Below are 24,273 nucleotides of genomic sequence, written 5' to 3'. Positions count from 1 at the left end.
TCAGGCGTCTGGCGGCTTGCCGCCCCGTCTGCCGGTGACACTCCGGCCGCGAGGCCGTCGAACGGAGTAGACATGGACGCTGCGATCAAATCCATCCGCCCGGGCAAGCCCTCCGACCGCCAGCCCGAGAGCCGCCCGGCTGAGCTTGACCCTGCCGAATTCCTCGCGGCCGCCGTCCGCGCCGACCAGCCGCGCCCGGCGCGCGCAGAGGCGGAAGCGGCGGTGAAGACGCTGCTCGCCTATATCGGCGAGAACACCGCGCGCGAAGGCTTGCTCGACACGCCGCGCCGTGTGGTCGAGGCCTTCGACGAGCTCTATCAGGGCTACCACCAGTGCCCGGCCGAGGTGCTCGACCGCACCTTCGGCGAGACGGCCGGCTATGACGACTTCGTGCTGGTGCGCGACATCGAGTTCACCTCGCAGTGCGAGCATCACATGATGCCGTTCTACGGCAAGGCGCACATCGCCTATACACCGGTGGAACGCGTCGTCGGCCTGTCGAAGCTTGCGCGCCTGACCGACATCTTCGCCCGCAGGCTCCAGACCCAGGAGCACATGACGGCGCAGATCGCGGCGGCTATCGACGAGATCCTCAAGCCCCGCGGCGTGGCCGTGCTGATCGAGGCCGAGCATACCTGCATGTCGGTGCGCGGCGTTGCCAAGCATGGTGCCTCGACCTTCACCAGCCGCTTCACAGGCATGTTCCGCGACAATCCGGCGGAGCAAGCTCGTTTCCTGTCCCTGGTGCGAGGCACGACGCGCTGACCTCGCGAAGGTCTATGTTCGCGTCATGCTCTAGCGAGGACGCCCGTGTCCGCTCACTCCCATGAGATCGAGGAAGGCCTCGCTTTCCTGCCGAAGTTCGACGCCGCCGGCCTCGTGATCTGCGTGGCGACCGACGTCGCCACCGGTGACGTGCTCATGGTCGCGTACATGAACGACGAGGCGCTGCGCAAGACGATTGCGACCGGCGAGGCCTGGTACTTCAGCCGATCGCGCAATGCCTTGTGGCGAAAAGGTGAGACGTCGGGTCAGACCCAGCGCGTGGTCGAGATCCGCACCGATTGCGACCAGGACGCGGTCTGGATCCGTGTCGAGCAGATCGGCGCGGCCTGCCACACCGGCCGCCGGTCCTGCTTTTACCGCAAGGTCGAGGCCGAGGGCGGCGGCGCCAAGCTGGTCTTCATTGATGCGGACAGGTTGTTCGATCCGGACGCCGTCTACAAGAAATAGCCGGCCGTCACCCCGAATTCGGGCCGCAATAACGGGGAGGGGCAGATTAACCCCGCATTAACCATACCTGTCCCACGGTGAGACGACAGGCGCCGAATTGCCGGCGTCGCTCAACGCCGCACGGGGCGGGCACTCCATCATGTCGGTCGACAATTCCAGTGCCTCTCAGACGACGGGTCTCGATCCGTCGCGGGCACGCGTCGCCGGCGCGATCAAGCAGGTCTCCAACCGGACGGGCGTCAGCTTCCAGTACATGCTGACGACCGCCAAGATGGAATCGGATTTCGATCCGACGGCGGAAGCCACCACGTCATCCGCCCACGGGCTCTACCAGTTCATCGACCAGACCTGGCTCGGTACGGTGAAGGAGGCGGGCACCCAGCTCGGCTATGGCAACTATTCCGACGCCATCACAAGGACGTCGTCGGGCAGCTACGCTGTCGATGATCCCGCCATGAAGCGGTCGATCATGAAGCTGCGCGACGATCCGGAAGCCGCCTCCACCATGGCCGCAGCGCTGACGCAGTCGAACAGTTTCAAGCTGACCGGCCTGCTCGGCCGCAGGCCGTCTGACAGCGAACTCTACATGGCGCATTTCATGGGTGTCGGCGGCGCCGCAAAGCTGATTGCCAATGCCGAGGACAATCCGCAAGCGGTCGGTGCGCGGCTGTTCCCGAACGCGGCCTCCGCCAACCGCTCGATCTTCTACGCCAGGGACGGCCGCGCACGCAGCGTCTCCGAGGTCTATTCGGTGCTCGATGCGCGCTACGCCAGCGCGGCGAATTCGAAGACGACCCGCAGCGCAATGGCGATGTATGGCGACACGCCACCCACGACGCAGGTCGCAAGTGCCAACGGCGTGCAACCCACCGCGCCTGTCATCGACAACGCCGCTTATCTGCAGACCTTTCCGGAGGCGCGCGGCGTTACGCCGGTGAGTGCGACGTCGTCGTCAACGGCTGCGGACAACACGCCGATCACGCCCGCATTCCGCTCGATCTATCAGCCCGGCGATACCACGCAGCCGGTTTCGACCACGGTGCAGAAATTGTGGGGCAACAACGCCTCGCTTGCCTCGATCGCATCGGCGACGCCTGACGTGCGTCCGCCGCAACCGCTCGATCTCTTCAGCGATCGCAGCGGTACGTTCTCGAGCTGATGTCGTCGCGCGAATAACCTGCTCTCGTGTCCCGGACGCGTGGCAGGCGGCTTTGTTCCCTTAACAAAACGTCAATAAAACCAGCCAGTTATGGTGAACGCTTTGTTAAGCGTCGTGGTTTATTTTGTGTTGCAGGTGACAAGCCGTCACCGTTTTCGTTTGTTGTGTAAGCCGGAAGCAACATGATTGTTCGGCAGTTCATCAATTGGATCAGGACGGCGCCCGCCGGCGAGCGGGCCGAGGCAACGCGGGCATTGGCCCGGGCCTGGCTGATCTCAGACCTTTCCCATGACGACCGTATCGCGGCCGAAGGTGCGCTCCTGATGCTGCTCGACGATCCCTCGCCGCTGGTGCGGCAGGCGATGGCCGAGGCCTTTGCGCGCAGCACGGATGCGCCGGCATCGATCGTGCGGGCGCTGTCGGCGGACCAGCCGACCGTCGCGCTGCCTGTGCTCGAACATTCGCCGCTGCTGATCGACGCCGATCTCGTCGACATCGTCGCAACCGGCAATGACGAGGTGCAATGCGCGGTCGCCCGCCGCGTCGCGTTGCCGGTGTCGGTCTGCGCCGCCATCGCCGAAGTCGGCTGCGCGGCGGCCGCGCTCGAGCTGATCGAAAATCCCCACGCCGAACTCGCGCCGTTCTCCTGGAATCGCATCGTCGAGCGCCACGGCCATCTCGCCGCGATCCGCGAGGCGATGCTGGTGCTTGAGGATCTGCCGGCCGCAACGCGCGCCGCGCTGGTGGCAAAACTTTCCGATACCCTTGCGCAATTCGTCGTCGCGCGGAACTGGTTGAGTGTCGACCGCGCCGAGCGCATCACGGTCGAGGTGCGCGATCGCTCCACCATGAACATCGCGGCGCGGTCGCGCGGCGAGGACATGCAGGGCCTGGTGCATCATCTGCGCGTCACCGGCCAGCTCACCGCGGGCCTGATCCTGCGCGCGCTGCTGTCGAGCAATCTCGATCTGTTCGACGCGGCACTCGCCGAACTCGCCGACCTGCCGCTGGCACGCGTCTGCGCGCTGCTGCACGACCGTGGCGGCAATAGCCTGCACGCGCTGCTCCGCCGCGCCGGACTTCCCGAGGCGACCTTTGCGGCGTTCCAGGTCGCGCTCGATGCCTGCCACGAGCAAGGTTTTGTCGATACCGACGACGGCGCGGCGCGGCTGCGCCGGCGCATGGTCGAGCGCGTGCTGACCCATTGCGAGACCGACCGCGGCGCCACCGAACCGCTGATGGTCCTGCTCCGCCGCTTCGCCACGGAATCCGCGCGCGAAGAGGCAAGGCTGTTCTGCGACGAGCTCGTTGCGGATGACGCGCTCGATCCGGTGTATGACGATCTGATTGCGGCGTGACGAGACGCCGTAGGGTGGGCAAAGGCGCGTAGCGCCGTGCCCACCATTTATCCGCACAGCTTATATTAGTTGGTGGGCACGCTTCCGCCTTCGCTCTTCGAGCTACGGCGGACGAGTCGCTTTGCGCACCCTACGATACTTGCGCTCGCAATTTAGAGCGGGAGCCGCTACTCCGCCGGCACGATGCTCGGTGCCAAAATCACCTCGAGATGCTCGGGGCGGTCGCGGTTGACGTGGGCGAGATAGTCGTCGGCGACTTTACGCAGGCGGCGGCTGAGCTCGGCGGAGACGCTGATGCTGTCGAGCTTGGTGTTTTCATGCACGATGGCGAGGATGGCGTTGATGTGGTGCGTGAACAGCTCGGCCGGCACCTTGTCGAGATCGGGCGCGTGCTCGATGACGCGGCACAGGCTCTCCGCAACTCCCGCCGCCGCCGGATAGCCGAACGTCGCAGCGTCGCCCTTGATGTCGTGCGCGGCGCGGAACAGCTCGTCACGCCGCTCCTTGGTGAAGCCCTCATGGCGAACAGCGACATAAGCGGCCGACAGACGATTGACCTCGGTCGTCATCCAGTCCTTGAACTCACTGGACAGGCCCGCGAGTGCCTGCTCGGCGCGGGCGACCGGATCGTCCAGGTCCTTTTCTTCGACCCGGCGCAGAACCTTGCGCAGCGGATTGGGCTGCGTGATCACTTGGTGCGTGGCGAAGGCCGTGACCTCGATGTCCTTTGCGCCGTTCTTCGCCATGATGTCTGCCCCGATCGCGTGAGACGTTGCGCTAGATGGAGGAACGAGCCTTGTCGAGCAGCGAGGGTTGCTGGAGCACCTCGTGCTTTTCGCCGACGCGGCGCTCGGGGCCCATATAGGCGGAGTTGGTGTTGCGGCGCCGGTCCGGACCGAAATAGGTCTTGGTCTTGATGAAGGGCCGGGGATTGGCGACGACGTTGAGGATGCGCTGGTAAAGGCCCTTGGCGGAGATCGGCTTGGCCAGGAATTCGGTGACGCCGGCATCGCGCGCGACCGTGACGCGGCGCTTCTCGGAATGACCGGTCAGCATGATGATCGGCGCGTAAGGATTGCCCTTGGATTCCGGCTGCCGGATCATCTGCGCGAGCTCGAGCCCGTCGAAGATCGGCATCGCCCAGTCGGTGATGACGATGTCGGGCACGTAATGGCTGTACATTTCCAGCGCGGTGGCGCCGTCCTCGGCCTCGTAAACCTCGCGCGCGCCGAAGGAGTGCAGCAGCGTCCGCAGGATGCGGCGCATGTGCGGATTGTCGTCGCAGACGAGGAAGCGCAGCTTGTTGAAATCGATGCGGAACATGACGCCTGGGCCGGAGCGGTCAACTTTCGTTAACCATATCGCGGCGGGGGTTAAGGAAGGGTTGCTGCCGGCATTTCGCGGCGTGCGTGAGAAGGGGAGAAGTTAATATCGTAATTCTGCCATTTTTTATTGTAAAACGATAAAAATATACAATTGGATGGGAGCTAGTCCGATGAGCGTCGTCGCGTTTCCTTTTCCTGCGCCGGTCGAGCCGCGGTTGCGGCGCATCGGACGGATCGTGGCCGTCGGCGCGCTCCTGTGCGTCGCCGGCGCCGTGCTTGCGGTGCCGCTGCTCTGGTCGAGCGACGAGATGCTCCGGCACTGGATCGCGACCCAATCCCCGCTGGGGGCGCGGCCCTTCACGCTCAACCTCAGTACGCGCCTCGCCGGCGCCCTGATCAGCCTGATCGGACTTGCGCCTGTCCTCTACGCTCTGTTGCAGCTCTCGATGCTGTTCTCCCGTTTCGCGCGCGGCGAGGTCTTCGTGACTGACAACGCCTGGCGCATCCGCCGGATGGGTCTCGCGCTGATCGTCAACGCGCTGATATCGCCGCTGGTGCAGATGCTCACCACGCTCAACCTGACGCGGGCCAACCAGCCGGGCCAGCTCGTGGTCATGTTCGGGATCGAGCAGTCGCATGTGCTGTCGGTGCTGAGTGGCCTCGCGCTCGTCGCCTTCGCGACCGTGATGGCCGATGCCGTTCGCATGTGGCACGAGAACAGCGAGATCATCTGACCATGCCGATCATCGTCAACCTCGACGTCATGCTCGCCAGGCGCAAGATCAGGTCGCGCGAGCTTGCTGCGCGCATCGAGCTCACGGAGGCGAACGTCTCCCTGCTGAAGTCGGGCAAGGTGCGCGGCATCCGCTTCGACACGCTGGAGCGGATCTGCGCCGTGCTCGACTGCCAGCCCGGCGATATCCTGGAATATGTCCCCGAGAACGCGGACGACGCGCTGGAGCCGCGCGGGGCCGGCCGGAAATCAGCCTAGCCAATCCTTCAAGTCCAGATTGGAGATGCCTGCGATGAACCGCCTGGCGCGTGTTCTTGCGAGCGCGGCTGCGCTCATGCTTGCCGGTTGCAGCTCGGTGCCGCTGACATCGATCCCGCCGCTTGCCCGCATCGATGCCAGGACGACGGATCTGTCGATGCTGCGCGTCGCCGTGCAGTTGCCTGACGCGCTACGGCCACGTTCGGGCGGCGTCAAGCTCGACGTCGTCACCAAAGTGGCCGGCGAGGCCGAGACCAGGACGAGCTTCGCCATGATGGAGATGAGCGACCCGCGAGATCGCGCCGGCCTGCCTGCGCCGCCGCTGGGCTCCTCGACCTACGCCTATCGCTTGTCGCCGGGCGATGCTGCGCGCTTCGAAGCGCTACGTGCGTCGATGGTCGAGCAGGGGAAGCAAGGCAAACGCGGGTCGATGGGGCTCGGCGTGGCAGCCAAGGAATTCTGTCGCGCGAACGCAGCGTCGCAGGGATCGCTGCCTGTCAGGATCTATCTGATGACGTCGGAGACGAAGAGCTTCGTTCCCGTCGTCAGGGATTTCGATCTGCTCGGTGATCCCGCCATGGCGGGCGGCCTGGAATCGATTCAGTCTTGCGGCCAGTGATCCGCGCCGGCGCTCAGTAGCCGAACTGCTCGCGCAGGATGCGCTCTTCCAGGCTATGGCCGGGATCGAACAGCATGCGCATCGAGATGGTCTTGTCGGACAGCACCTCAACGCGGCGGACGTCGCGCACCTCGTCATGGTCGGCCACCGCCGCCACCGGCCGCTTGTCGCCCTCCAGCACCTCGATCACGACGTAAGCCGTATTGGGCAGGAGCGCGCCGCGCCAGCGGCGCGGGCGGAAGGCGCTGATCGGCGTCAGCGCCAGCAGCGCGGCGTTGATCGGCAGGATCGGTCCCTGCGCGGACAGATTGTAGGCGGTGGAGCCGGCGGGCGTCGCCACCATGATGCCGTCGGCGATCAGCTCAGCCATGCGCTCGCGCTCGTCGATCAGGATCCGCAGGCGCGCGGCCTGGAAGGTCTGCCGGAACAGGGCGACCTCGTTGATGGCGTGATGCAGGTGGACGCGGTCGTTGACGTCGGTGGCGCGCATCAGGAGCGGGTTGATCTCGGATTCCTGCGCCGCCTCGAGACGGGCGCGAAGGTCGACCGTCGAATACTCGTTCATCAGGAAGCCGACGGTGCCGCGGTGCATGCCGTAGATCGGTTTGCCCGAGTGCATGTTCTGGTGCAGCGTCTGGAGCATCAGTCCGTCGCCGCCGAGCGCGACCACGACATCGGCGTCTTTCGGGTCGCAATTGCCATAGTCCCGAGTGAGCTGGCCGAAGGCGGTTTGCGCCTCGCTGCTTGGGCTCGCGACAAAGGCGATCCGGTTGTATCGCGCTGGCTTGGTCATGGCTTCCGGGCAGGGCCGCTGGCTGGAGAAAGTTCCGCCGGGCTCGTCTATACGACCTGGGCCTCCATTGTCGAGAAGGACCGCTGTTCAAGGCAAACAGCGTCCATCCCGATTCAGGGCAAATCCGGGTCGATTTGTGCTCGCCCGGCTTCTTCAGGCGCCGCCGGGCCGGCTATCCCCCAAACCGTCGCAATTTCTCGCTAGCCTTGCGATGCTCGCCGGCTCTCGCAGCCGGACAAGGAGAACGATCATGGTCATGCGTTTGCCGGCGCTCCGCCGCGCGACCCTGGTACTGGCGGTGTCGACTTTCGCGCTCGCGGGATTTGCCCGCGCGGACGATCCGCCGCAGCCGCGCGCCGAGACGGCGGCCCCAGCGGGACAGAAGGGTGGTGGGCGCGGCGGCAACACGCCAGGCGCGTCACCGGGTTCATCGTCCGCCGCCGAGCCGCATCGACTTCCGTCGGATTCGACCACGAAGCAGACGCTCGATCTGCCGGGCCGCGCACTCGACTTCACCGCGACGGCCGGCTCGATCCGCGTGTTCGACGGCAAGGGTGAGCCGCTCGCCGACATCGCCTATACGTCCTATGAGCTCGATGGTGCCGACCGCACGACGCGCCCCGTGACGTTCCTGTTCAACGGCGGTCCCGGCGCGTCCTCGGCATGGCTCCAGTTCGGCGCTGCGGGTCCGTGGCGGCTGCCGCTCGATGGCGAAGCCCTGTCGCCGTCCGCCTCACCCGATGTGAAGCCGAACGCGGAGACGTGGCTCGACTTCACCGATCTCGTCTTCATCGATCCCGTCAGCACCGGCTACAGCCGTTTCGTTGCCAGCGGCGAGGACGCGCGCAAGTCCTTCTACTCAGTCGACGGCGACGTCAATTCGATCGCGCTCGTGATCCGCCGCTGGCTGGAGAAGCACGACCGGCTGACCTCGCCGAAATATGTCGGCGGCGAAAGCTATGGCGGCATTCGCGGGCCGAAGGTCGTGCGCCAGTTGCAGCTCCAGCATGGCGTCGGCGTCAGGGGATTGATCCTGGTGTCGCCGCTCCTGGACTTCCGCGAGTTCACCGGCACCAGCCTCCTGCAATATGTCGCGACGCTGCCGAGCTATGTCGCGGTGGCGCGCGAAGCCAAGGGGCCGGTCAAGCGCGCCGATCTCGCCGACGTCGAGGCTTACGCGCGGGGCGAGTTCCTGGCCGACCTCGTCAAGGGCGAGGCGGACAAGGAGGCCACCAATCGCCTTGCCGACAAGGTCGCCGAGCTTACCGGGATCGATCAGGCCGTGAGCCGCCGGCTCGCCGGCCGTTTCGACGTCGGTGAATTCCGCCGCGAGTTCGACCGCAAGAACGGCAAGGTGACGGGGCGCTACGACGCCTCGGTGCGAGGCTATGATCCCTATCCGGCTTCGAGCAGCTCCCGGTTCGGCGATCCCTCGGGCGATGCGCTCCAGGCGCCGCTGACGAGTGCGGCCGTCGATGTTCTCACGCGCAAGCTCAACTGGCGGCCGGATGGCTCCTATGAAGTCCTCAACGGCGCCGTCGAGGGCAATTGGGATTTCGGCCGCGGCATCAACCCGCCCCAGTCGGTGTCGGAGCTGCGCCAGATCCTCGCCACCGACGGAAAGCTGAACGTGCTGGTCGCGCACGGCCTATTCGATCTCGCCACGCCCTATTTCGGATCGAAGCGGGTGCTCGACCAGCTTCCGGCGTTCGCCACGCAGCGGGTCAAGTTCGTCGTCTATCCCGGTGGCCACATGTTCTATTCGCGCGACGGCTCGCGGCAGGCGTTTCGGAGCGAGGTCGAGGCTCTTATCCGAGAGTAGGCCGCCGCTTGCGCGGCGGATATCTCCGCGCGATCTCGCGTGCCACGACACGCTCCGGCTTGATATTGGCGCCGGCGATCCAGATGTCGCTGACCTTGCCGCGCGCGTCACGGACGCGGCGCACCGGCTCGCCGTGGCTGGAGTACCCGGCAGCCCAGGCGAGCTTGCCGGTGTCGCGGCCGGTGACCTCGATCTCGGCGGCATCCATGAACGGATTGATGAACTGCGGATTGGCGACCAGCACGCGGTTGCCCGCGGGGACGAGATCGGTTGCGCCCCAGATCGTCCACCAGCGGCCGTTCCAGTCGCGCACGCGGCGGTCGGGGGCGCCGCGAGTCCTGAACACGCGCAGGATCTGCATCGCGCCGTCCATCCAGAACGGCGCCGCGCCGTCGATGGAGTTGCTGAGGATGCTGATCGCGAGCTCGCAAGCGGGGATGGAGCAGGTCCGGGAGATGTAACCCTGAAAATGGCCGCCATGGCCGAACCAGTCCCAGCCGTCGGTTTTGCCGGCGTTGATGCCAAGGCCGTAATAGGCCTCGAAACTCTGCGGGATGCGCCAGTGATGCCGGGTCATTTCGCGGCGGCTTGCGACTGAGAGCACGCTCTTCCTGGCGTTGGGCGCAAGCTGCGCGAAGAAGCGGGCCGTATCGCCGGCGGTGGCGGCGAAGCCCGTAGCGGATGCCATCGCGTGCGTCGGATTGTCGCCGGGGATCACGCAACGCTCGCCCAAGGGCACTTTTCGCGTGTGGCCGCGCGCGAACGATGCGCCCTTGGGAAGCGGCGCATCCGGCTCAGTCTCGCGCAGGCCTGCGGGCTCGATGATCTCGCGCTTGATCCAGGCGGAGTAGGGCGCCTTCGACACGGCTTCGATGACGAGGCCGAGCAGGCCAAAGCCGTGGTTGGAGTATTTGAAGCGCGTCCCCGGCTCGATCGCGGTCGGCAGCTTCAATTCCGCGAGCAACTCCCTGGCGTTGAGATAGGGACGGTTGTCGATGAACTGCCCGGAATCGGCGCCGTCGCGCGTCAGCCCCGCGCTGTGCGAGAGCACCTGCGCGATCGTCGTCTCGGCAACGCGCGGGTGCAGGCCGCCGACATATTGGCCGACCGTGTCGTCGAGCCGGAGCTTGCGCTGGTCGCGCAGCTTCATGATGCCGGCGGAGGTAAAGCTCTTCGAGTGCGAGGCGATACGGCAGCGGTGGCGCGGGGTGAGCTTCTCGCCAGTGTCGAGATTGGCAAGACCAAAGGCGTGCTCGGCGACGATTTCGCCGCGATGGGCAAATGCGACGATGACGCCGGGCTGCTGGAATGTCGTCTGTTGGAATTCGATCCAGGAGCCGATGTAGTCGATCGCGGATCGCAGCCACGTATCCATTGCGCACCAATTTGCGAGGGGAGCACTTGATGCGAGAGGCTAACCGAGAAAGCGGAACGGGCACAACCCCGAGGTTGTGCCCGCTCGTTTCGTTCGAGGATGCGATGTCTCAGTAGACGAGCGTCGCGCCGGTCGGCTTGTCGAGCGCCGCGGCGAGCGAGCGATACTCGGAGCTGTCGGTGCCGGCGAGCGAGGCGATCTTGTTCAGGTGGTACTGCGCCTGTTCGCGGTTGCCCTGCTCGAGCTGCCAGAGGCCGTAATACTGCCAGGTGCGGACGTGGTTCGGATCGTCCTTCAGCGCGATCTCGTAATAGACCTTGGACGACTGGTAGTCGCCGAGCTTGCGATAGGAGTAGCCGATCAAATTGGCGACGTCGGCGACGTCGTCGCGCTCGAGCGACTTCAGCTGGCCGATCGCGCTCGTGTAGTCGTGACCGTCGTAGATCGTGGTGTAGGCGGCGCGATAGGCCGCGAGGAATTTGGGATCGCTGATGGAGGAGCTCTTCTTCTTCCCCTTCTTGGCCGAGCTGTCCGACTTTGGCGGCGGCGAGGGCTCGTCGCTGCCCGCGGCGTAGGCGCTGGTCAGCATCGGTCCGGCGGCCAACGCCATCGAGACAAGCCCCGGTACCAGAAGCATGGAAAGTTTGCGCATCTATCTTCTCCCGTATGGAACGTGGCGATCCTACACGATTGCCCAAAGACCGGAACACCCAGCGGGCAAAAACATTCCCGCTTCGCACGATCTATTCGCCCCTCCGCAGATGACAAACTTGTCATCGAGATGAACAGAAGCCTGCGACGGGCTTCAGATTGGGTTCAGTGCACGCCGCCTAGGCTCCCACCCACGATCGAAGAGTAGGCGAGAGGGCGCCGCCTCAAGATCCTTCAAAGAGGAGACCGACCATGTTGAAGACCATTTCCGCAGCCTTGCTCGCCGCTTCCGTAATCGCAGCCCCGGCCTTCGCCGCTGAAGCCGGCAAGACCACCACGACCGCGCCGGTGATCAAGGCGGACCAGAGCCAGACCAAGGTGTCGACCACCGCCGTGAAACCCGAGGCCGGCGTCAAGGCCGACACGAAGGCCGCCGACGTCAAGGCGGACGCCAAGGTGGATACCAAGTCGAAGGCGATGAACGCCAATGCCGCGGTCACGCCCGACGAGCACAAGGCCGTGCGCACGCATCGCCACCACAACAAGCATCTGTCGGCCAAGAAGTCGCTGAAGGCGCAGCCTGACGTGACCAAGCCGGCGGCCATCGACAAGCGCAGCTAACGACTGATCCGGCGCGGCGGCATCCCTGGCATTGCCCGCCGCCGCGTGCGGAATTCAGGCCCGGCCCGTCGTCTCGGAGTCAGCGCGAAAGCGCAGGCGCCGACGGCGGGGCGGTGCGTTATTTGCGCAGCCTACGAGCAGGAGCGAATTCCCTTCGTGCAACCTTGGAGCTAGAACATCCTCCGAGTCTGATCGAGCGGAGAGCGTGGCCTGTGGGGCGATTGGCGAAGCGTGCGGTGATCTTGGCGTTGGTTATGGTCTTGCCGCTGGCGCTCGCGGCATGTTTCGGCAGCGACGGTGATCGTCCATCCCTGATGGAGGGGACCCAGGCGGGAGGGCCGCAGCCGTTTCCCGACAATTTTCGCAGTGACACGCTGGCCTTGATGCGCGCTTACCTCAACAATCCCGTCGGCGTGCGCGAGGCCAGCATGGCCGATCCGGTGCTGCGCGAGATCGGCGGACGGCAGTTCTACGTCGCCTGCCTGCACTTCACGCCACGCGAGACTGACGGCAGCTACAAGGGCATGCGCGAACGGGCCGCCGTCTTCGTCAACGGGCGGGGCGACCGCATCGTCGATCGCGCCGGCGAGCTCTGCGCCGGTGCGGTTTACGCACCCTTTCCGGAACTGGAAAAGATGGCGCGGTAGCGCAAAGCCGGCCTTCATCGGCAGGTGCTAGGACAGGGGCCGCCGGAGCCGCTGGATCACAATTTGGCGAGCTTTGAACGGGGCTGGTTTGCCTTGCGACAGATCGTTACAGCCCGCCTTGCGCAGACGACGAAAACAGTCGGTGCAAGCAGGTGTGACGGAACAAAATCGCGTTGTTGCCAACCCGTCACAGTTACAGACGATCAACGTTCCGGCATCGCCGCGAAGCAACCTAATTCACGCCACGTTGTTTCCTGAGTGTCGAATTTGAAAGAACGGGGATGATCATGAAGACGATTTTGCTGGGCGCCGTCGCTCTGCTGGCGCTGGCTGCACCGGCCGCCGCGGCCGACATGCAGCCGCGCACCTATACCAAGGCGCCCGCCTATACGCCGCCGCAGGTGATCTACAACTGGACCGGTTTCTACATCGGCGGCCATGTCGGCGGCGCGTTCGCCGGTGACAGCAGCTTCCAGTCGAGCGACGCCCGCTTCCTGGGCGGCGTGCAGGGCGGCTTCGACTACCAGTTCGCGCCCAATTGGGTGGTGGGTATCGAGGCCCAGTACTCCTGGCTGCCGACCAACAACAACGGTGTCACGTTCCCGCTGGGGACGCAGGTGACGTCCAACACCGACCAGCTCGGGTCGGTGACCGGCCGCATCGGCTACACCTGGGGACCGGCGCTGGTCTATGCCAAGGGCGGTTACGCCTGGCGTAATGGCGGCCTCGGCGTCAACGTCGCCGGCGTGGCGCAGCCCTTCACCGCCACTGGCAACAACAAGGACGGCTATACTGTCGGTGCCGGCCTCGAATACATGTTCGCACCGAGCTGGTCGGCCAAGGCCGAGTACCAGTATTACAACTTTGGCAGCACGACCTTCACCTCCGGTCCGGCCGACGTCGTCGGCGTCCGGGGCCGGGAGGACGAGCATACCGTCAAGGTCGGTGTGAACTACCGCTTCGGCTGGGGCGGACCGGCAGCCTCGCGCTACTGACGCCCAACAGCGACCACGACCTGACAAGGGCCGGCTCACGCCGGCCTTTCGTTTGCCACCAGACCCTTGTTTACCTGCCTGTTGTTTGCTTTGCGTGGACCATCTGGCGCGTCATTTGCAAGCAAACGGTCTGGCGCGCGCGTTCTCACGCGCGTCATGGGACTGGCGTAAAGCAAAAATAATTTTTGCCGCCTACGGAACTCGCGCTCCGGAAGGCGTTATATGAGAATTACCGGGCTGGTGGGACGACGGACATGCGTATCTTTGTGTCGGCAGTAGTGCTCTCGTGCTTCATCTCCCTGCCGTGCGCTGCACAGACAATCCTCAAATCCGAGCCTCTGATGCTGGCACCCTATGAGGTGGCCTTCGTCAAGGACGCTTCCTGCCCATCCGGCAAGGTGCTGAAGGTAACGGGCGCGATCCGCGGGCTGCACCGCCGCAAGGCCTGCGTGGTGCTGGCGGGCGAGCAGGCCTCGCTGGCGACCGCGACCCCCTGAGAGATCCCTCGCTGAGATACCCTGGGCTTGCGGCCGAACCTCAGGAATTCAGCTCAAGCTCCATCCTCGACTGCTGCTCGGCCTCGGCCTTGTTCCTGGCGGGGTCCTCGCCTTGGGCGGCCCGGCAGGGCTTGATCTCGTAATCATTGTCCAGGACCCGGCGCGGCCCGTGGCGCTGGTCGTCGGTGCTGACATCCACGACGAGGCCGCTTTGCTGAGCGAGCTGCCAGACGTCGGCCTCGCTGGGATAGGCCTTGCTGATTTGGGCGTCGTTGCAGAACAGGGCGTAGGGCATTCTTCCCGCTCCCGGAAAGCGCGTTAACGGCTTCATGGGGCAGGGGGTTCCGGGACGATCACGGGGGCGTGATCGGAGCCGCGGACCCTGAGTCTTTAACGAGTCCTGAATCCCAAAAAAAAGAATCCCTGGGACTCATTTGCCGGAATCAGCGGATGTTTTCGGCCATGACGACCGACCTCAAGACCTGCTGCGGGCACATGCTGCTGCCACTGACGCTGGGATTGCTCAGCGCCTGTGCGGCCAATCTCTGGTTGGTTTGGTCCTGGCTGTAGGTGTCTGATCGACCGTCGGCCTTAGTTTTCGGCTGGCGGACGGAGGGAGGGGTCGCGAATGGCCGCGCGGAGCCTGGTCAGGGTCGCCGCGCAATACTCCTCCCGCTCACGCTCGAATCGCTCCTGATGCTTGCGGAAATTGGCGATGCGGGCCTGCATCTCGGAGCGGAAATCGCCGCTTGTCCGTGCTGGCGGGATCATGACGGGCGGGGCGAGCGGGACTGGCGGCGGCTTGATCTCGACCGGCAATGTCTCGACCGCCACGGTCTCGACGGTGACGGTCCCCACCGGCACGTCCGGTGCAGCCGTCGGTCTCTCCGGCGGATGGACGTCACCCTTCTTGCCGGTCACCGATTGGACGAAGGCCATTGTCTGCGCGATCAGTGCGTCGCGCTCGCTGATCCACTTCATGGTCCACCTCTGTTGGAGCTATTCCAGCAAAGCTGGCCGGCCGAATCAAGGAGGTGTCCGGCTGGGGATTGCATATTTTTCCCGCCCGCCCGACAGTGGGGAATGGACGTCAAATCGGACCAGTGGGACGAAGCGCAGGGCCTGAGGCTCGTCCGTGCGTTCTTGGCCCTGCCGCCCGACAAGCGGGCGGAGGTGATCGCGTTCGTGGAGGAATTGGCGCGGGCCCAAGGCCGGCCCGAGGCGGGCACAGAGGCATCGCCGACGTGAGCGCTATCGCTCGCGCGGGTTGATGTTGGGCTCGAACGGCGCGCCCACCACCCGGACCGGCGTCGGATCCGTAAGGTCGATCGCCGCGCGTTCGGCGACCTGCGTTGCGGGAGCCGGTCCTGGTGCCAGCTCGAACAGCGCAACGGTGCCGGCCACGGCGACAGAGCATAGCGTCACCGTCGCCAGCAGAAACATGTTTCGGTTTTCTTCCTTGATCCGCATGGGGCGACAACGGCTGACGCCGTCGACCGGTTCCGGCCGGATCACGCCCCCAAAACAGGCAGAAGCTTACGCGAGGCTTACGTCGACCCCCCGAATAGTTATTTTTCCGTAAGACTGCTCGGGGGATTTGGCATTAAATCTTAGCGTCCACCGGTTCCAATGCCGTTGCTGGGATTATGCGTCGGCAGAAGCATTGGGACGGCTGTGATAAGCTTTTTGAACAATCTGTCGTATGGAAGGTCGCACTGATCGTGGCGGTGATGGGATGCGCGATGCTCGCCGTCGCCGGCTTCGCCGCGCGTGAACTTTCGGCGACCGTCGACGGATTTGCCGAACTCTCCGCCGCACAATCCTCGGCGCTCAACCTGACGCGGGCCCAGCGCCGCGCCGAGACCTATCATGCCGCGCTCTATGCGGTCTTCACCGAAGCGACGGAGGCGGGCAACGCTGGCCGTCTCAAGATCGCGAACCAGAACCGCACCGAAATCAGTCAGTACCTCGATGCGGCCGTGCAGGACGACCCGTCGCGCGCCAGCCAGGTCAAGAGCATCGGGGACCAGCTGAAGGCCGCGTTCGCCAGCTGCGATCCGGTACTTCAGGCCGGTGCGCAGGCAAGCAGCGTGGAGGAGAATGCCACCTCGCACGCATCGTCCAGTTCGTGACCGAGTCCGCACGGGCGGTCAGCACCCGCAAGGAAGCCATCAACCGCGACGCCAGATCCGCGATCTGGACCGTGATCGGAGTCAGCGCCGGCGGCCTGATCGTCGGCATCGCGATCGCGCTGTTCATCGGCCTCAATGCGATGTCCCGGCCGATCGCCCGGCTCAAGCTCGCCATGGAGGGTCTCGCCCGCAACGATCTCAAGACCGAGGTGCCCGAGAAGGAGCGGAGCGACGAGATCGGCGACATGGCCAGGACCGTCGAAGTCTTCAAGACCAACGCGCTCGAGGTCGAACGTCTCAAGGCTGCGCAGCTCGAGATCGAGAAGCAGGCTGCCGAGCGGCGCCGCCGTGACATGGTCAACCTGGCCGACGGCTTCGAACGCGCGGTCGGCGAGATCATCGAGACGGTGGGCTCGGCGTCCACCGAGCTCGAAGCGTCGTCCTCGACGCTGGCCACCACCGCGCAACGCGCGCAGGAGCTGACCTCGGTGGTCGCGGTCGCTTCGGGTGAAGCCACCGGCAACGTGCAGTCGGTTGCGACCGCCACGGAGGAGCTGTCGTCCTCGGTCAACGAGATCAGCCGGCAGGTGCAGGAATCCGCGCGGATGGCGGGCGAGGCCGTCACCCAGGCGCGCACCACGACCGCGCAGGTCAGCGAGCTCTCGATCGCGGCGGCGCGGATCGGCGATGTCGTCGAGCTGATCAACACCATTGCCGGCCAGACCAACCTGCTGGCGCTGAACGCCACGATCGAGGCGGCACGCGCCGGCGAGGCCGGCCGCGGCTTCGCGGTCGTCGCCTCCGAGGTGAAGACGCTGGCCGAGCAGACCGCGAAGGCGACCGGCGAGATCAGCCAGCAGATTTCCGGCATCCAGACCGCGACCCAGGAATCCGTCAACGCGATCCGCGACATCTCCGCGACGATCGAGCGGCTGTCGGAGGTGTCGTCCACCATTGCCGCGGCCGTCGAGGAGCAGGGCGCCGCGACCCAGGAGATCTCGCGCAACGTGCAGCAGGCCGCTCACGGCACCCAGCAGGTCTCCACCAATATCACCGACGTGCAGCGCGGCGCGGCCGAGACCGGCTCGGCGTCCTCGCAGGTGCTTTCGACCGCCAAGATGCTGGCGACCGACAGCAACCGGCTGAAGGACGAAGTCGGAAAATTCTTGCGGACCGTGCGCGCGGCGTAAGTGTGTGCGGCGGCACTCGTCCGCCGCGCTCACCGCGCCTAATGCGGAAGCAAGAGGCCGAGCGCGAACACCAACAGCATCGCCGTCATGACGACGGCCGTCACGGCGCCGGCAACGATTTTGGCCTTCTCTTTGCTGGTGGTCGAGCGCATGCGGGCTGAATGCTACCTGATGTTGAACTTCGGTCCAATCTGCGGTCAGGAGCCATCTTCGTGACCCGCCTCGGTCAGGCGGCGAGCCTTGGCTGGAAGAACCGTGTGACGCGATCGATCGCATCGGATGTCATCGGGTCGGTGTCGGAGAAATCAAAGCCGTGGGCTTTGCCTGGATAGGGCACGAATTCGGCCTCGGCGCCGACCGACTTGCCGAGCTCGACCAGTTGCCGTCCCTTCGCGACCGGCACGTTCCTGTCTGCCTCGCCATGCAATGCGATCAGGGGCGGCAGGTGCTTGACCTTGGCGGCCATAGCGTCGGGGATGCCGCCATAGAGCACCGCGAGCGCGGCGATACGCGTGTCCCGCGCGGCGGTGTCGGCGGCGACGTAGCCGCCCAGCGAGAAGCCGAGCAGGCCGATGCGCCTGGAACTGTCGGACCGGCCCAGGATGGCCGTCACGGTGGCGGAGACCGTGTCGGCCCAATCGTCGAACCGCGTCGTGTGATAGGCATCGCGGCTCTCATGCGTGCTGGACTTCGGCGTCAGCGCGGCCGTATCGGCCGGTGTCACATAGCGGAGAAAATAGACGTCGATGCCCTTGGCGGACAGCGCATCGGCATATCGCTCGTAGGCGCGGAGCCTAAGCTCGATGCCGCGGGACCCGTGCAGCACGATCACGGCAGGGCGCTTCCCGGCCACCGTCGCCGCGTAACGTGATACAGGCAGGCCGTCATTGCCGGAGGTGACGCTGAACTGTTCGCCTGGTGCACCGTGTGCAGGGATAGACGTCAGCAGCGCGGCGATGCCGGTCATGGCCGTTCGTCGGGTAATCATCAGCGAACTCGCGCCAGGGAGATTTCGGAGGCGACGCGTCGACTGTATAGTGTGCTTGCGACGGAGTCTTGACGCGAGTTCCGCCCGATGATCACCAATCGTCCACCCGTGCTCGCCCATGAGCGCTTCGTTGCGGACCGCGAGAGCTTTGACGGCCTCGATCTCGCCGCGCGGTTCGAGCGGATCGAGCGGACCAACCTGTGGGGCGCGGCCACATCAGTCTCGGGCCTCGGCTCGGAGGACCCGGCGACCGCCGCGATCCGGGAGGAGCTTCCTCCCCTGCTGCAACGGCTCGGCGCGCGCTCGCTGCTCGATGCGCCCTGCGGCGATGCCGGCTGGATCGGCCGCATCAAGCTCGACCTCGACTACACCGGCATCGACATCGTGCCGTCGCTGATCGAGACCAATCGCCGGCGCGTGGCCGGCGGCGAGTTGTCCGGCCGGTTTCTCGTTGCCGACATCACGCGCGATGCGCTGCCGCGCGCGGATGTCATCCTGTGCCGGGACTGCCTGGTTCATTTGAGCTTCGACAACATCGCCCGCGCCGTGGCCCGCTTTGCCGAAAGCGGCGCGGGCTTCCTGCTGGTCACGACATTTCCAGAATGGGATGCAAATCGCGATTGCGCGGATGGCGATTGGCGCGCGCTGAACATGGAGAAGGCACCATTCAACTGGCCGTCGCCGCGCGCGCTGATCAACGAGCGTTGCGAGGAGGGCAGCGGCGGCTGGCGCGACAAGAGCCTTGCCCTATTGCGTCTGGATGAACTGCCCGATCGTATCCGCATGGCCACGGCGATGTGACGGACGCAGGCGGAACGTCCATTGCTTCCGCGATCGCACTGGCGATACACTTCAGGTTGTGTGACGCGGTCTTTAGGTCGCGTGCCGACGATACCGGAGAACGCCATGAAGCCGAGTTTTGCCGTAGCGGCTCTGTTGATCTGGTGCTCCACGCCAGCACTGGCGCAGCAGGACGGCGCCGCGCTCTACGCAACCCACTGCGCGCAATGTCACGATGCCGGCGATGCCCAGAACCGCGCGCCCGCGCGCGGCGCCATGCAGGCGATGTCGTTCGATCACGTGCTGGGGACGCTGACCTCCGGCAGCATGGCCGCGATGGCGAAGGAGCGCAACGACGACGAGCGTCGCGCGATTGCTGCTTTCGTCACCGGCAAGGCCGCAATCAACAGCGCGTCCGACGGGCAGGGCCGCTGCACGCAGCAGATCAGCGGCTTTCCGCAACCGCTCGACGGTCCACGCTGGAACGGGTGGGGCGTCGATCTCAACAACAGCCGCTTCCAGCCGGCTGACATGGCGGGCCTGACCGCGGCGCAGGTGCCGCGCCTGCGGCTGAAATGGGCCTACGCGTTTCCCGGCGCCTCAGTGTCCTTTGCGCCGCCGACGATCATGGGCGGCCTGCTGTTCATCGGCGGCACCGACCGCAAGGTGCATGCGCTTGATGCGCGAACCGGCTGCACGCTGTGGACGTTCGCGATCGATGCGGCGGTGCGCGCCGCGATCACGGTCGCACCGCTCCCCGGCTCCGATCAGTTCGCGATCTTCTTCGGTGATTTGCGCGCCAACGCCTATGCCGTGAACGCGCTGACGGGGGCGCTGATCTGGAGGACGAAGGTGGAGGAGCATCCGGCCGCGCGCATCACCGGCGCACTGGTGCTGCATTCCGGCGTGCTCTACGTGCCGGTGTCCTCGCTCGAGGAAGCCGCCGGCTCGCAAGCCTCTTACGAATGCTGCACCTTCCGCGGCAGCGTGGTGGCGCTGGAGGCCGCGACCGGCAAGCCGGTCTGGCAAGCCTATACGATCCCGGAAGTGCCGCATCCGACCGACAAGAACGCGAGGGGCGTGCAGCTGTTCGGCCCGTCCGGTGCCGCGATCTGGTCGGCGCCGACGATCGATGCGAAGCGCGGCGCGATCTATGTCGCGACCAGCAATTCCTATTCGAATCCGCCATCCGCGACGAGTGACGCGATTCTCGCCTTCGATCTTGCGACGGGAAAGCTGCTCTGGAGCCAGCAGGCCACGCCGAAGGACGCTTATGTCGTGGCATGCTACGGCGTGGACAAGACCAATTGTCCCGAGGATCACGGACCCGACCACGATTTCGGCCAGTCGCCGATTCTGGTAACCCTGCGCGACGGCAGGCGCGTTCTTGCCATCGCACAGAAATCCGGCGTCGTGCACGCGCTCGATCCCGACGACGGTGGCAAGATCCTGTGGCAGACGCGGATCGGGAAGGGCGGTGCGCTTGGCGGCAGCGAATGGGGCTCGGCGGCCGATCAGGACCGCATCTATGTCGCGAACTCCGACGTGCGTTTCCTGCGTGACGGCACCAGGCGTCTCGACTCCACGCAAGGCGGCGGCCTGTTCGGGCTCGATCTCGCCAGCGGGGCAGTCGTGATGGAGGTGCCTCCGGTCGCCTGCGGCGATCGTCTCCAATGCAGCCCCGCGCTGTCGGCGGCGGTCAGCCTGATCCCCGGCGTCGTGTTCTCCGGCGGCGTCAGCGGCTTCCTGCGGGCCTATGCCAGCGACGGCAAGCTGCTCTGGGAGTTCGACACCGCGCAGGATTACAAGGCCGTCAACGGCGTCCCCGCCCATGGCGGCGCGATCGATGGTCCCGGACCGGTCATCGCCGGCGGCATGCTCTACACCAATTCCGGCTACGGCCAATGGAGCGGCGTCGCCGGCAACGTGCTGCTGGCGTTCGAGGTGGGGACGGAGTGAGCGGGACGTTCGGAGGCGCGATGATCGATGCCCGATGCAGTTGTGGCGCCGTTGCATTGTCGCTCGCGGGGCCATCCCGCGCGGTCGTTGCTTGTCACTGCATGGACTGCCAGCGCCGAACCGGTGCGCCCTTCGGCGTCGGTGCCTTCTACGCGGCTGAGGCCGTCGCGATCTCGGGGACCCCAAGCGAATACGTTCGCAAGGCCGCGAGCGGCGGCAAGGTCCGCAGCTACTTTTGCACTCATTGCGGTTCGACGGTCTATTGGAAGGCGGACAATCTGCCAGGGATGATCGGCGTCGCCGTCGGCGCGATGGCGGATCCGAATTTCCCGGCTCCGCTAAGATCGGTTTTCGAGCAGTCGAAACATGGCTGGGTCGACATCAATGGTGCGGAGCACTTTCAGCAAAGCAGTGCGCCGAAAAATGCAAGCTGAGGTTTCCGCCTCAAGCGCGGGTGCCGGCTGAGGGGGTTGAACCCCCGACCTTCGAGGCGATCTACGAAGCTTGACCACAGCGCTGGGCATGTGGTGCGCGTTCCCGTTCACTGCCGCACTGCTGTTTGTGGTGCTCGGTTGAGGCGGCTCACGCTCGCGGCCGCCTTCGGGGTCGCATTGTCGGCCGCGCCGGCGTATGCCGCCGATCCCAATCCATACGCCTGTTTCGGCGGCGCGCGTTACGTCGCCATGGGCGCCGGCTTCCAGTGCGCGGATCTGCCGGCGTTCTGTGCAGGCGCGCGGGTCCTGCTGGCCGAGGCTGGCGGCAATGAAGCTGCGGCCGAGAAGCTTGCGCGAAGCCGGGCCATCGCCGGCTGTCGATCGCGCTCGCGCATAGTTTCCGTAAATAGGGAGGGACTCATGCGGAGCTATGTCATCGACGCCGTGCTCGCGCTCGTGGGGCTGTGGTTCGTGGCTATCCGCGCGCGGATGTTGAGCTGTGGGAACGCTAGGTTCTTAGTTCCGGTTCCGCAATGAAGCTCAGCTTAGGCTTGCCACATAAGTCACCTTGCCGCGCGGTGAAAAACCGCGCGACGATGAGTAGCATTGCTTTTTTGATCGCCCGGTTCGTTCTTCTTGGAGAGCAGATTTTTTCGATCGTGGGTGCGCTCTCGCGAGAAGCCAGCACATGATTGAGCTTTGGAACAAGTGGTACGGGACCTTGGCCTCTGTCGAGGCGCTGGCAGCCGTCGTCGTTATTGCCGTGGTGACCGCTGGCATTCTTACGCTCATTGAGAGTCAGCGGCATAGGACAAAACATTGATGGGGAGACGTCGGAAAACGATCAGCTAGACCAGAGTAGTTCAGCAGGTGAGTGGCGCTAGAATGCTCCTACGCAGGAGGATCAAATGATCCTTTCTGGTGCAAGTCGGACAAACAGGAATGCTTCTTGGCGGCAAGCATTTTGCACATGCGCGGTGTTGAGCATACTGGTCGCAGCTCCTGCATTCTTGATGATACTCCTGCTGGATTCCCAGCTCGTCTTGCCAGCGCTCAGTATTCTATTTTTCTCAGACGCGATGATCACTGCGGTCTTGGCTTGGGCAAAGTCGGGAAATGCGACATTAGAAAATGTAACGCTATGGGATGTTGCCGGGGCATTGACCATGTTGGGTTGTGCCGCAGCGATTCTTGGCGAACCAGATCAAGTGGCACTTCTTTTCAAGCAACCGGTCAGACTACATTCGGACGCGGTTCTAGGCGATAGCGCTAGCCCCTGATAACCGGCGGCGTTAGGACCCCCGTTTCTTGGTGGCAGGTATCGGTCAACCGATCCGATAGACGTATGCGATCTCGCTTGCAGCTGCCCATTCCCCCGCGGCTGGGACATGACCGTGCCTGATTATTTCGATACAGATGTCCTTAGCGTATTCTTGCAGATCGTTCTGATCGACCTGGTGCTTGCTGGCGATAACGCCATCGTCATCGGTCTTGCTTCAGCCGGACTTCCTGAGGCGCAACGAGGCAAGGCGATTTTGATCGGTATTGTTGCCGCGACGATACTGCGCGTCTTACTCGCCGGGTTGGCGACGCAAATCCTCCAGATCGTCGGCCTCTTGCTCGCTGGCGGGATCCTGTTGTTGTGGGTATGCTGGAAAATGTGGCGAGAGTTGCGCACATCCTCCACAGAGCCAACAGGTGCGATGGACACTGCTGGAGCAATTGCAGGCAGCAAAGCTCGCAAAACACTCGCTCAAGCGAGTTGGCAGATTGTCGTGGCCGACGTTTCCATGTCTCTCGACAACGTTCTGGCCGTGGCAGGGGCAGCACGCGAGCATCCGATGATCTTGATTTTCGGCCTGGGGCTTTCCATCGCGATGATGGGCGTGGCCGCTTCTTTCATTGCGCGCCTTCTGCAAACTTATCGATGGATTGCTTACGTCGGTCTAGCCGTCATCCTTTATGTGGCGGGTGACATGGTCTTTCGCGGGACGTTGGATGTCATCAACGTTGCGTCGATATGAGATGCTGTTTCACCCTAGGTATCCTAAGTCGTCAGGCAGAATTCGAACGCGGTACGCATAGGCTGCAGATGGGGCGTGAAGCCCGCAGAAGAAAGGGCCGCCTTTGTGGGGCGGCCCTGTCCAAAGTCTATCGACGCCGGTCAAAAAAATTAGGTTAGAGCAAAGCCAGCCCCGGGAATGAAAACAACTAAGGGTACAAGCGCCGCGCCCGGTTGAGGGACATCGAAATAAAACAAGCTAAGCGCTGGTGCCGGCTGAGGGGATTGAACCCCCGACCTTCGGTTTACAAAACCGCTGCTCTACCGCTGAGCTAAGCCGGCAAAACTCTGATTTATCAAGCGCCTGGGGATATTCCAAATCGAACGTCATAGCAACCTTGGCCCTAAGTTGGCCCAATGGCCAAGCCCTTCGTCAGAAGGCCGATCTTCTCGGCTGCCGACTCGTCACCCTTCTGGGTTCTCTTAGCGTAGACCTTGAGCAAAACGCTAGGGTCATGGCCGAGCCTTTTTGCGACCGTGTGAACCGGCGTCCCCTGATCTAGCAACCAGGTTCCATGGGATACCCGTAGATCGTGGAGGCGGATCGAAAATCCGAGGATCTTGGCCGCGCGGTTGGTGAATTGTTTGGTGATGCTGTCGGGATGCCGAGGCTCGGTCGGCTGGCCGTCAGGGGCCGCAAAT

28 protein-coding genes, 1 tRNA gene and 1 pseudogene are annotated in these 24,273 nt (G+C 64.6%); 20 read left to right on the top strand and 10 right to left on the bottom strand.

The window, feature by feature from the left end:
- Nucleotides 1-72: 72 nt before the first annotated feature.
- From folE to CT676_RS36145, 4 genes are all read left to right on the top strand, one after another.
- Nucleotides 73-765, top strand: coding sequence for a GTP cyclohydrolase I FolE (folE, locus tag CT676_RS36160; RefSeq protein WP_028150233.1), 693 nt, complete (start codon nt 73-75; stop codon nt 763-765).
- Nucleotides 766-810: 45 nt separating this feature from the next.
- Nucleotides 811-1,233 carry a phosphoribosyl-AMP cyclohydrolase gene (hisI, locus tag CT676_RS36155; protein ID WP_135216518.1) on the top strand — a complete coding sequence of 141 codons (423 nt, stop codon included), beginning with the start codon at nt 811-813 and terminating at the stop codon, nt 1,231-1,233.
- 139 nt (nt 1,234-1,372) lie between these two features.
- Nucleotides 1,373-2,392 carry a lytic transglycosylase domain-containing protein gene (locus CT676_RS36150; RefSeq protein ID WP_244623378.1) on the top strand — a complete coding sequence of 340 codons (1,020 nt, stop codon included), beginning with the start codon at nt 1,373-1,375 and terminating at the stop codon, nt 2,390-2,392.
- Nucleotides 2,393-2,574: 182 nt separating this feature from the next.
- Nucleotides 2,575-3,750, top strand: coding sequence for a DUF2336 domain-containing protein (locus CT676_RS36145; RefSeq protein ID WP_135216516.1), 1,176 nt, complete (start codon nt 2,575-2,577; stop codon nt 3,748-3,750).
- A gap of 167 nt (nt 3,751-3,917) precedes the next feature.
- On the opposite strand, the gene CT676_RS36140 is transcribed toward CT676_RS36145, so the two are convergent.
- The gene (locus CT676_RS36140) at nt 3,918-4,496 is read right to left on the bottom strand and encodes an Hpt domain-containing protein (protein ID WP_135216515.1); all 579 of its coding nucleotides are present in this window, start codon (nt 4,494-4,496) and stop codon (nt 3,918-3,920) included.
- Between the two features lie 31 nt (nt 4,497-4,527).
- Nucleotides 4,528-5,073 carry a response regulator gene (locus tag CT676_RS36135; RefSeq protein ID WP_008549760.1) on the bottom strand — a complete coding sequence of 182 codons (546 nt, stop codon included), beginning with the start codon at nt 5,071-5,073 and terminating at the stop codon, nt 4,528-4,530.
- 172 nt (nt 5,074-5,245) lie between these two features.
- Here CT676_RS36135 and CT676_RS36130 point away from each other — a divergent pair, with 172 nt between their 5' ends.
- From CT676_RS36130 to CT676_RS36120, 3 genes are read left to right on the top strand one after another with little or no spacing between them, the layout of a single operon-like run.
- Complete coding sequence (locus CT676_RS36130; protein ID WP_135216514.1) at nt 5,246-5,809, top strand: DUF2975 domain-containing protein; 564 nt, start codon at nt 5,246-5,248, stop codon at nt 5,807-5,809.
- A 2-nt stretch (nt 5,810-5,811) separates the two neighbouring features.
- Nucleotides 5,812-6,066, top strand: coding sequence for a helix-turn-helix transcriptional regulator (locus CT676_RS36125; protein WP_135216513.1), 255 nt, complete (start codon nt 5,812-5,814; stop codon nt 6,064-6,066).
- 34 nt (nt 6,067-6,100) lie between these two features.
- A complete protein-coding gene (locus CT676_RS36120; protein ID WP_135216512.1) occupies nt 6,101-6,685 on the top strand; it encodes a hypothetical protein in 585 nt (194 codons plus the stop codon).
- Nucleotides 6,686-6,698: 13 nt separating this feature from the next.
- Here CT676_RS36120 and CT676_RS36115 read toward each other — a convergent pair whose 3' ends face one another.
- On the bottom strand, nt 6,699-7,478 hold the full coding sequence (locus CT676_RS36115; RefSeq protein ID WP_135216511.1) for an NAD kinase: 780 nt from the start codon (nt 7,476-7,478) through the stop codon (nt 6,699-6,701).
- Nucleotides 7,479-7,728: 250 nt separating this feature from the next.
- Here CT676_RS36115 and CT676_RS36110 point away from each other — a divergent pair, with 250 nt between their 5' ends.
- Nucleotides 7,729-9,300, top strand: coding sequence for a peptidase S10 (locus CT676_RS36110; protein WP_135216510.1), 1,572 nt, complete (start codon nt 7,729-7,731; stop codon nt 9,298-9,300).
- On the opposite strand, the gene CT676_RS36105 is transcribed toward CT676_RS36110, so the two are convergent.
- Both CT676_RS36105 and CT676_RS36100 read right to left on the bottom strand, forming a co-directional pair.
- The gene (locus CT676_RS36105; RefSeq protein ID WP_135216509.1) at nt 9,287-10,675 is read right to left on the bottom strand and encodes a serine hydrolase domain-containing protein; all 1,389 of its coding nucleotides are present in this window, start codon (nt 10,673-10,675) and stop codon (nt 9,287-9,289) included. The genes CT676_RS36110 and CT676_RS36105 overlap by 14 nt on opposite strands.
- A gap of 109 nt (nt 10,676-10,784) precedes the next feature.
- Complete coding sequence (locus CT676_RS36100; protein ID WP_135216508.1) at nt 10,785-11,327, bottom strand: tetratricopeptide repeat protein; 543 nt, start codon at nt 11,325-11,327, stop codon at nt 10,785-10,787.
- A gap of 251 nt (nt 11,328-11,578) precedes the next feature.
- Here CT676_RS36100 and CT676_RS36095 point away from each other — a divergent pair, with 251 nt between their 5' ends.
- The 4 genes from CT676_RS36095 (at nt 11,579) to CT676_RS46320 (ending at nt 14,086) form a co-directional block, all read left to right on the top strand.
- The gene (locus CT676_RS36095; protein ID WP_135216507.1) at nt 11,579-11,947 is read left to right on the top strand and encodes a hypothetical protein; all 369 of its coding nucleotides are present in this window, start codon (nt 11,579-11,581) and stop codon (nt 11,945-11,947) included.
- Nucleotides 11,948-12,201: 254 nt separating this feature from the next.
- Nucleotides 12,202-12,594, top strand: a complete 393-nt coding sequence (locus CT676_RS36090; RefSeq protein ID WP_135216506.1) for a hypothetical protein — start codon at nt 12,202-12,204, stop codon at nt 12,592-12,594.
- A 287-nt stretch (nt 12,595-12,881) separates the two neighbouring features.
- A complete protein-coding gene (locus CT676_RS36085) occupies nt 12,882-13,589 on the top strand; it encodes an outer membrane protein (RefSeq protein WP_071917379.1) in 708 nt (235 codons plus the stop codon).
- A gap of 254 nt (nt 13,590-13,843) precedes the next feature.
- Nucleotides 13,844-14,086: a DUF6719 family protein gene (locus tag CT676_RS46320; RefSeq protein ID WP_038935984.1), complete on the top strand. Its 243-nt coding sequence runs from the start codon at nt 13,844-13,846 to the stop codon at nt 14,084-14,086.
- A 40-nt stretch (nt 14,087-14,126) separates the two neighbouring features.
- Here CT676_RS46320 and CT676_RS36075 read toward each other — a convergent pair whose 3' ends face one another.
- Together CT676_RS36075 and CT676_RS36070 are read right to left on the bottom strand one after the other, a co-directional pair.
- Nucleotides 14,127-14,381: a hypothetical protein gene (locus tag CT676_RS36075; protein ID WP_028150218.1), complete on the bottom strand. Its 255-nt coding sequence runs from the start codon at nt 14,379-14,381 to the stop codon at nt 14,127-14,129.
- A 296-nt stretch (nt 14,382-14,677) separates the two neighbouring features.
- Nucleotides 14,678-15,067: a hypothetical protein gene (locus CT676_RS36070; RefSeq protein ID WP_135216504.1), complete on the bottom strand. Its 390-nt coding sequence runs from the start codon at nt 15,065-15,067 to the stop codon at nt 14,678-14,680.
- Nucleotides 15,068-15,169: 102 nt separating this feature from the next.
- Between CT676_RS36070 and CT676_RS44500 the strand changes: the two genes are divergently transcribed.
- The gene (locus CT676_RS44500; RefSeq protein WP_167768282.1) at nt 15,170-15,334 is read left to right on the top strand and encodes a hypothetical protein; all 165 of its coding nucleotides are present in this window, start codon (nt 15,170-15,172) and stop codon (nt 15,332-15,334) included.
- 3 nt (nt 15,335-15,337) lie between these two features.
- Here CT676_RS44500 and CT676_RS36065 read toward each other — a convergent pair whose 3' ends face one another.
- Nucleotides 15,338-15,556 carry a hypothetical protein gene (locus CT676_RS36065; protein ID WP_167768281.1) on the bottom strand — a complete coding sequence of 73 codons (219 nt, stop codon included), beginning with the start codon at nt 15,554-15,556 and terminating at the stop codon, nt 15,338-15,340.
- Nucleotides 15,557-15,763: 207 nt separating this feature from the next.
- Here CT676_RS36065 and CT676_RS36060 point away from each other — a divergent pair.
- A pseudogene (locus tag CT676_RS36060) lies at nt 15,764-17,408 on the top strand (HAMP domain-containing methyl-accepting chemotaxis protein).
- Nucleotides 17,409-17,634: 226 nt separating this feature from the next.
- Here CT676_RS36060 and CT676_RS36055 read toward each other — a convergent pair.
- Complete coding sequence (locus tag CT676_RS36055; RefSeq protein ID WP_244623376.1) at nt 17,635-18,396, bottom strand: dienelactone hydrolase family protein; 762 nt, start codon at nt 18,394-18,396, stop codon at nt 17,635-17,637.
- Between the two features lie 87 nt (nt 18,397-18,483).
- Between CT676_RS36055 and CT676_RS36050 the strand changes: the two genes are divergently transcribed.
- The 6 genes from CT676_RS36050 (at nt 18,484) to CT676_RS36025 (ending at nt 23,593) form a co-directional block, all read left to right on the top strand.
- Nucleotides 18,484-19,197, top strand: a complete 714-nt coding sequence (locus tag CT676_RS36050) for a class I SAM-dependent methyltransferase (protein WP_135216503.1) — start codon at nt 18,484-18,486, stop codon at nt 19,195-19,197.
- Between the two features lie 105 nt (nt 19,198-19,302).
- On the top strand, nt 19,303-21,135 hold the full coding sequence (locus tag CT676_RS36045) for a PQQ-binding-like beta-propeller repeat protein (protein WP_167768280.1): 1,833 nt from the start codon (nt 19,303-19,305) through the stop codon (nt 21,133-21,135).
- Between the two features lie 20 nt (nt 21,136-21,155).
- Nucleotides 21,156-21,569 carry a GFA family protein gene (locus CT676_RS36040; RefSeq protein ID WP_135216530.1) on the top strand — a complete coding sequence of 138 codons (414 nt, stop codon included), beginning with the start codon at nt 21,156-21,158 and terminating at the stop codon, nt 21,567-21,569.
- Nucleotides 21,570-21,707: 138 nt separating this feature from the next.
- Complete coding sequence (locus CT676_RS36035; RefSeq protein ID WP_135216501.1) at nt 21,708-22,106, top strand: hypothetical protein; 399 nt, start codon at nt 21,708-21,710, stop codon at nt 22,104-22,106.
- 371 nt (nt 22,107-22,477) lie between these two features.
- Nucleotides 22,478-22,849, top strand: a complete 372-nt coding sequence (locus CT676_RS44495; RefSeq protein WP_167768279.1) for a hypothetical protein — start codon at nt 22,478-22,480, stop codon at nt 22,847-22,849.
- Nucleotides 22,850-22,963: 114 nt separating this feature from the next.
- Nucleotides 22,964-23,593 (top strand): TerC family protein, encoded by a 630-nt coding sequence (locus CT676_RS36025; RefSeq protein WP_244623375.1) that lies wholly within the window; start codon nt 22,964-22,966, stop codon nt 23,591-23,593.
- A 245-nt stretch (nt 23,594-23,838) separates the two neighbouring features.
- Here CT676_RS36025 and CT676_RS36020 read toward each other — a convergent pair.
- A tRNA-Thr gene (locus CT676_RS36020) sits at nt 23,839-23,913 on the bottom strand.
- Nucleotides 23,914-24,273 lie beyond the last annotated feature (360 nt).

The organism is Bradyrhizobium sp. MOS001, from assembly GCF_004634465.1.
GTDB classification, from domain to species: Bacteria; Pseudomonadota; Alphaproteobacteria; order Rhizobiales; family Xanthobacteraceae; genus Bradyrhizobium; species Bradyrhizobium barranii.
The sequence above is the reverse complement of the archived record's forward strand: the minus strand, read 5'-3'. Positions and strand labels throughout refer to the sequence as shown.

Bases quoted from the DNA above. Each gene is read 5' to 3' on its own strand.
- CT676_RS36110 (WP_135216510.1), top strand. From the start codon at position 7,729: ATGGTCATGCGTTTGCCGGCGCTCCGCCGCGCGACCCTGGTACTGGCG.
- folE (WP_028150233.1), top strand. From the start codon at position 73: ATGGACGCTGCGATCAAATCCATCCGCCCGGGCAAGCCCTCCGACCGC.
- CT676_RS44495 (WP_167768279.1), top strand. From the start codon at position 22,478: ATGATCCTTTCTGGTGCAAGTCGGACAAACAGGAATGCTTCTTGGCGG.
- CT676_RS36145 (WP_135216516.1), top strand. From the start codon at position 2,575: ATGATTGTTCGGCAGTTCATCAATTGGATCAGGACGGCGCCCGCCGGC.
- CT676_RS36130 (WP_135216514.1), top strand. From the start codon at position 5,246: ATGAGCGTCGTCGCGTTTCCTTTTCCTGCGCCGGTCGAGCCGCGGTTG.
- CT676_RS36050 (WP_135216503.1), top strand. From the start codon at position 18,484: ATGATCACCAATCGTCCACCCGTGCTCGCCCATGAGCGCTTCGTTGCG.
- CT676_RS36085 (WP_071917379.1), top strand. From the start codon at position 12,882: ATGAAGACGATTTTGCTGGGCGCCGTCGCTCTGCTGGCGCTGGCTGCA.
- CT676_RS36105 (WP_135216509.1), bottom strand. From the start codon at position 10,675: ATGGATACGTGGCTGCGATCCGCGATCGACTACATCGGCTCCTGGATC.
- CT676_RS36055 (WP_244623376.1), bottom strand. From the start codon at position 18,396: ATGATTACCCGACGAACGGCCATGACCGGCATCGCCGCGCTGCTGACG.
- CT676_RS36040 (WP_135216530.1), top strand. From the start codon at position 21,156: ATGATCGATGCCCGATGCAGTTGTGGCGCCGTTGCATTGTCGCTCGCG.
- CT676_RS36135 (WP_008549760.1), bottom strand. From the start codon at position 5,073: ATGTTCCGCATCGATTTCAACAAGCTGCGCTTCCTCGTCTGCGACGAC.
- CT676_RS36095 (WP_135216507.1), top strand. From the start codon at position 11,579: ATGTTGAAGACCATTTCCGCAGCCTTGCTCGCCGCTTCCGTAATCGCA.
- CT676_RS36065 (WP_167768281.1), bottom strand. From the start codon at position 15,556: ATGCGGATCAAGGAAGAAAACCGAAACATGTTTCTGCTGGCGACGGTG.
- CT676_RS36115 (WP_135216511.1), bottom strand. From the start codon at position 7,478: ATGACCAAGCCAGCGCGATACAACCGGATCGCCTTTGTCGCGAGCCCA.
- CT676_RS36140 (WP_135216515.1), bottom strand. From the start codon at position 4,496: ATGGCGAAGAACGGCGCAAAGGACATCGAGGTCACGGCCTTCGCCACG.
- CT676_RS36070 (WP_135216504.1), bottom strand. From the start codon at position 15,067: ATGAAGTGGATCAGCGAGCGCGACGCACTGATCGCGCAGACAATGGCC.
- CT676_RS44500 (WP_167768282.1), top strand. From the start codon at position 15,170: ATGGACGTCAAATCGGACCAGTGGGACGAAGCGCAGGGCCTGAGGCTC.
- CT676_RS36125 (WP_135216513.1), top strand. From the start codon at position 5,812: ATGCCGATCATCGTCAACCTCGACGTCATGCTCGCCAGGCGCAAGATC.
- CT676_RS36100 (WP_135216508.1), bottom strand. From the start codon at position 11,327: ATGCGCAAACTTTCCATGCTTCTGGTACCGGGGCTTGTCTCGATGGCG.
- CT676_RS36090 (WP_135216506.1), top strand. From the start codon at position 12,202: ATGGTCTTGCCGCTGGCGCTCGCGGCATGTTTCGGCAGCGACGGTGAT.
- CT676_RS36045 (WP_167768280.1), top strand. From the start codon at position 19,303: ATGAAGCCGAGTTTTGCCGTAGCGGCTCTGTTGATCTGGTGCTCCACG.
- CT676_RS46320 (WP_038935984.1), top strand. From the start codon at position 13,844: ATGCGTATCTTTGTGTCGGCAGTAGTGCTCTCGTGCTTCATCTCCCTG.
- CT676_RS36150 (WP_244623378.1), top strand. From the start codon at position 1,373: ATGTCGGTCGACAATTCCAGTGCCTCTCAGACGACGGGTCTCGATCCG.
- CT676_RS36075 (WP_028150218.1), bottom strand. From the start codon at position 14,381: ATGCCCTACGCCCTGTTCTGCAACGACGCCCAAATCAGCAAGGCCTAT.
- CT676_RS36120 (WP_135216512.1), top strand. From the start codon at position 6,101: ATGAACCGCCTGGCGCGTGTTCTTGCGAGCGCGGCTGCGCTCATGCTT.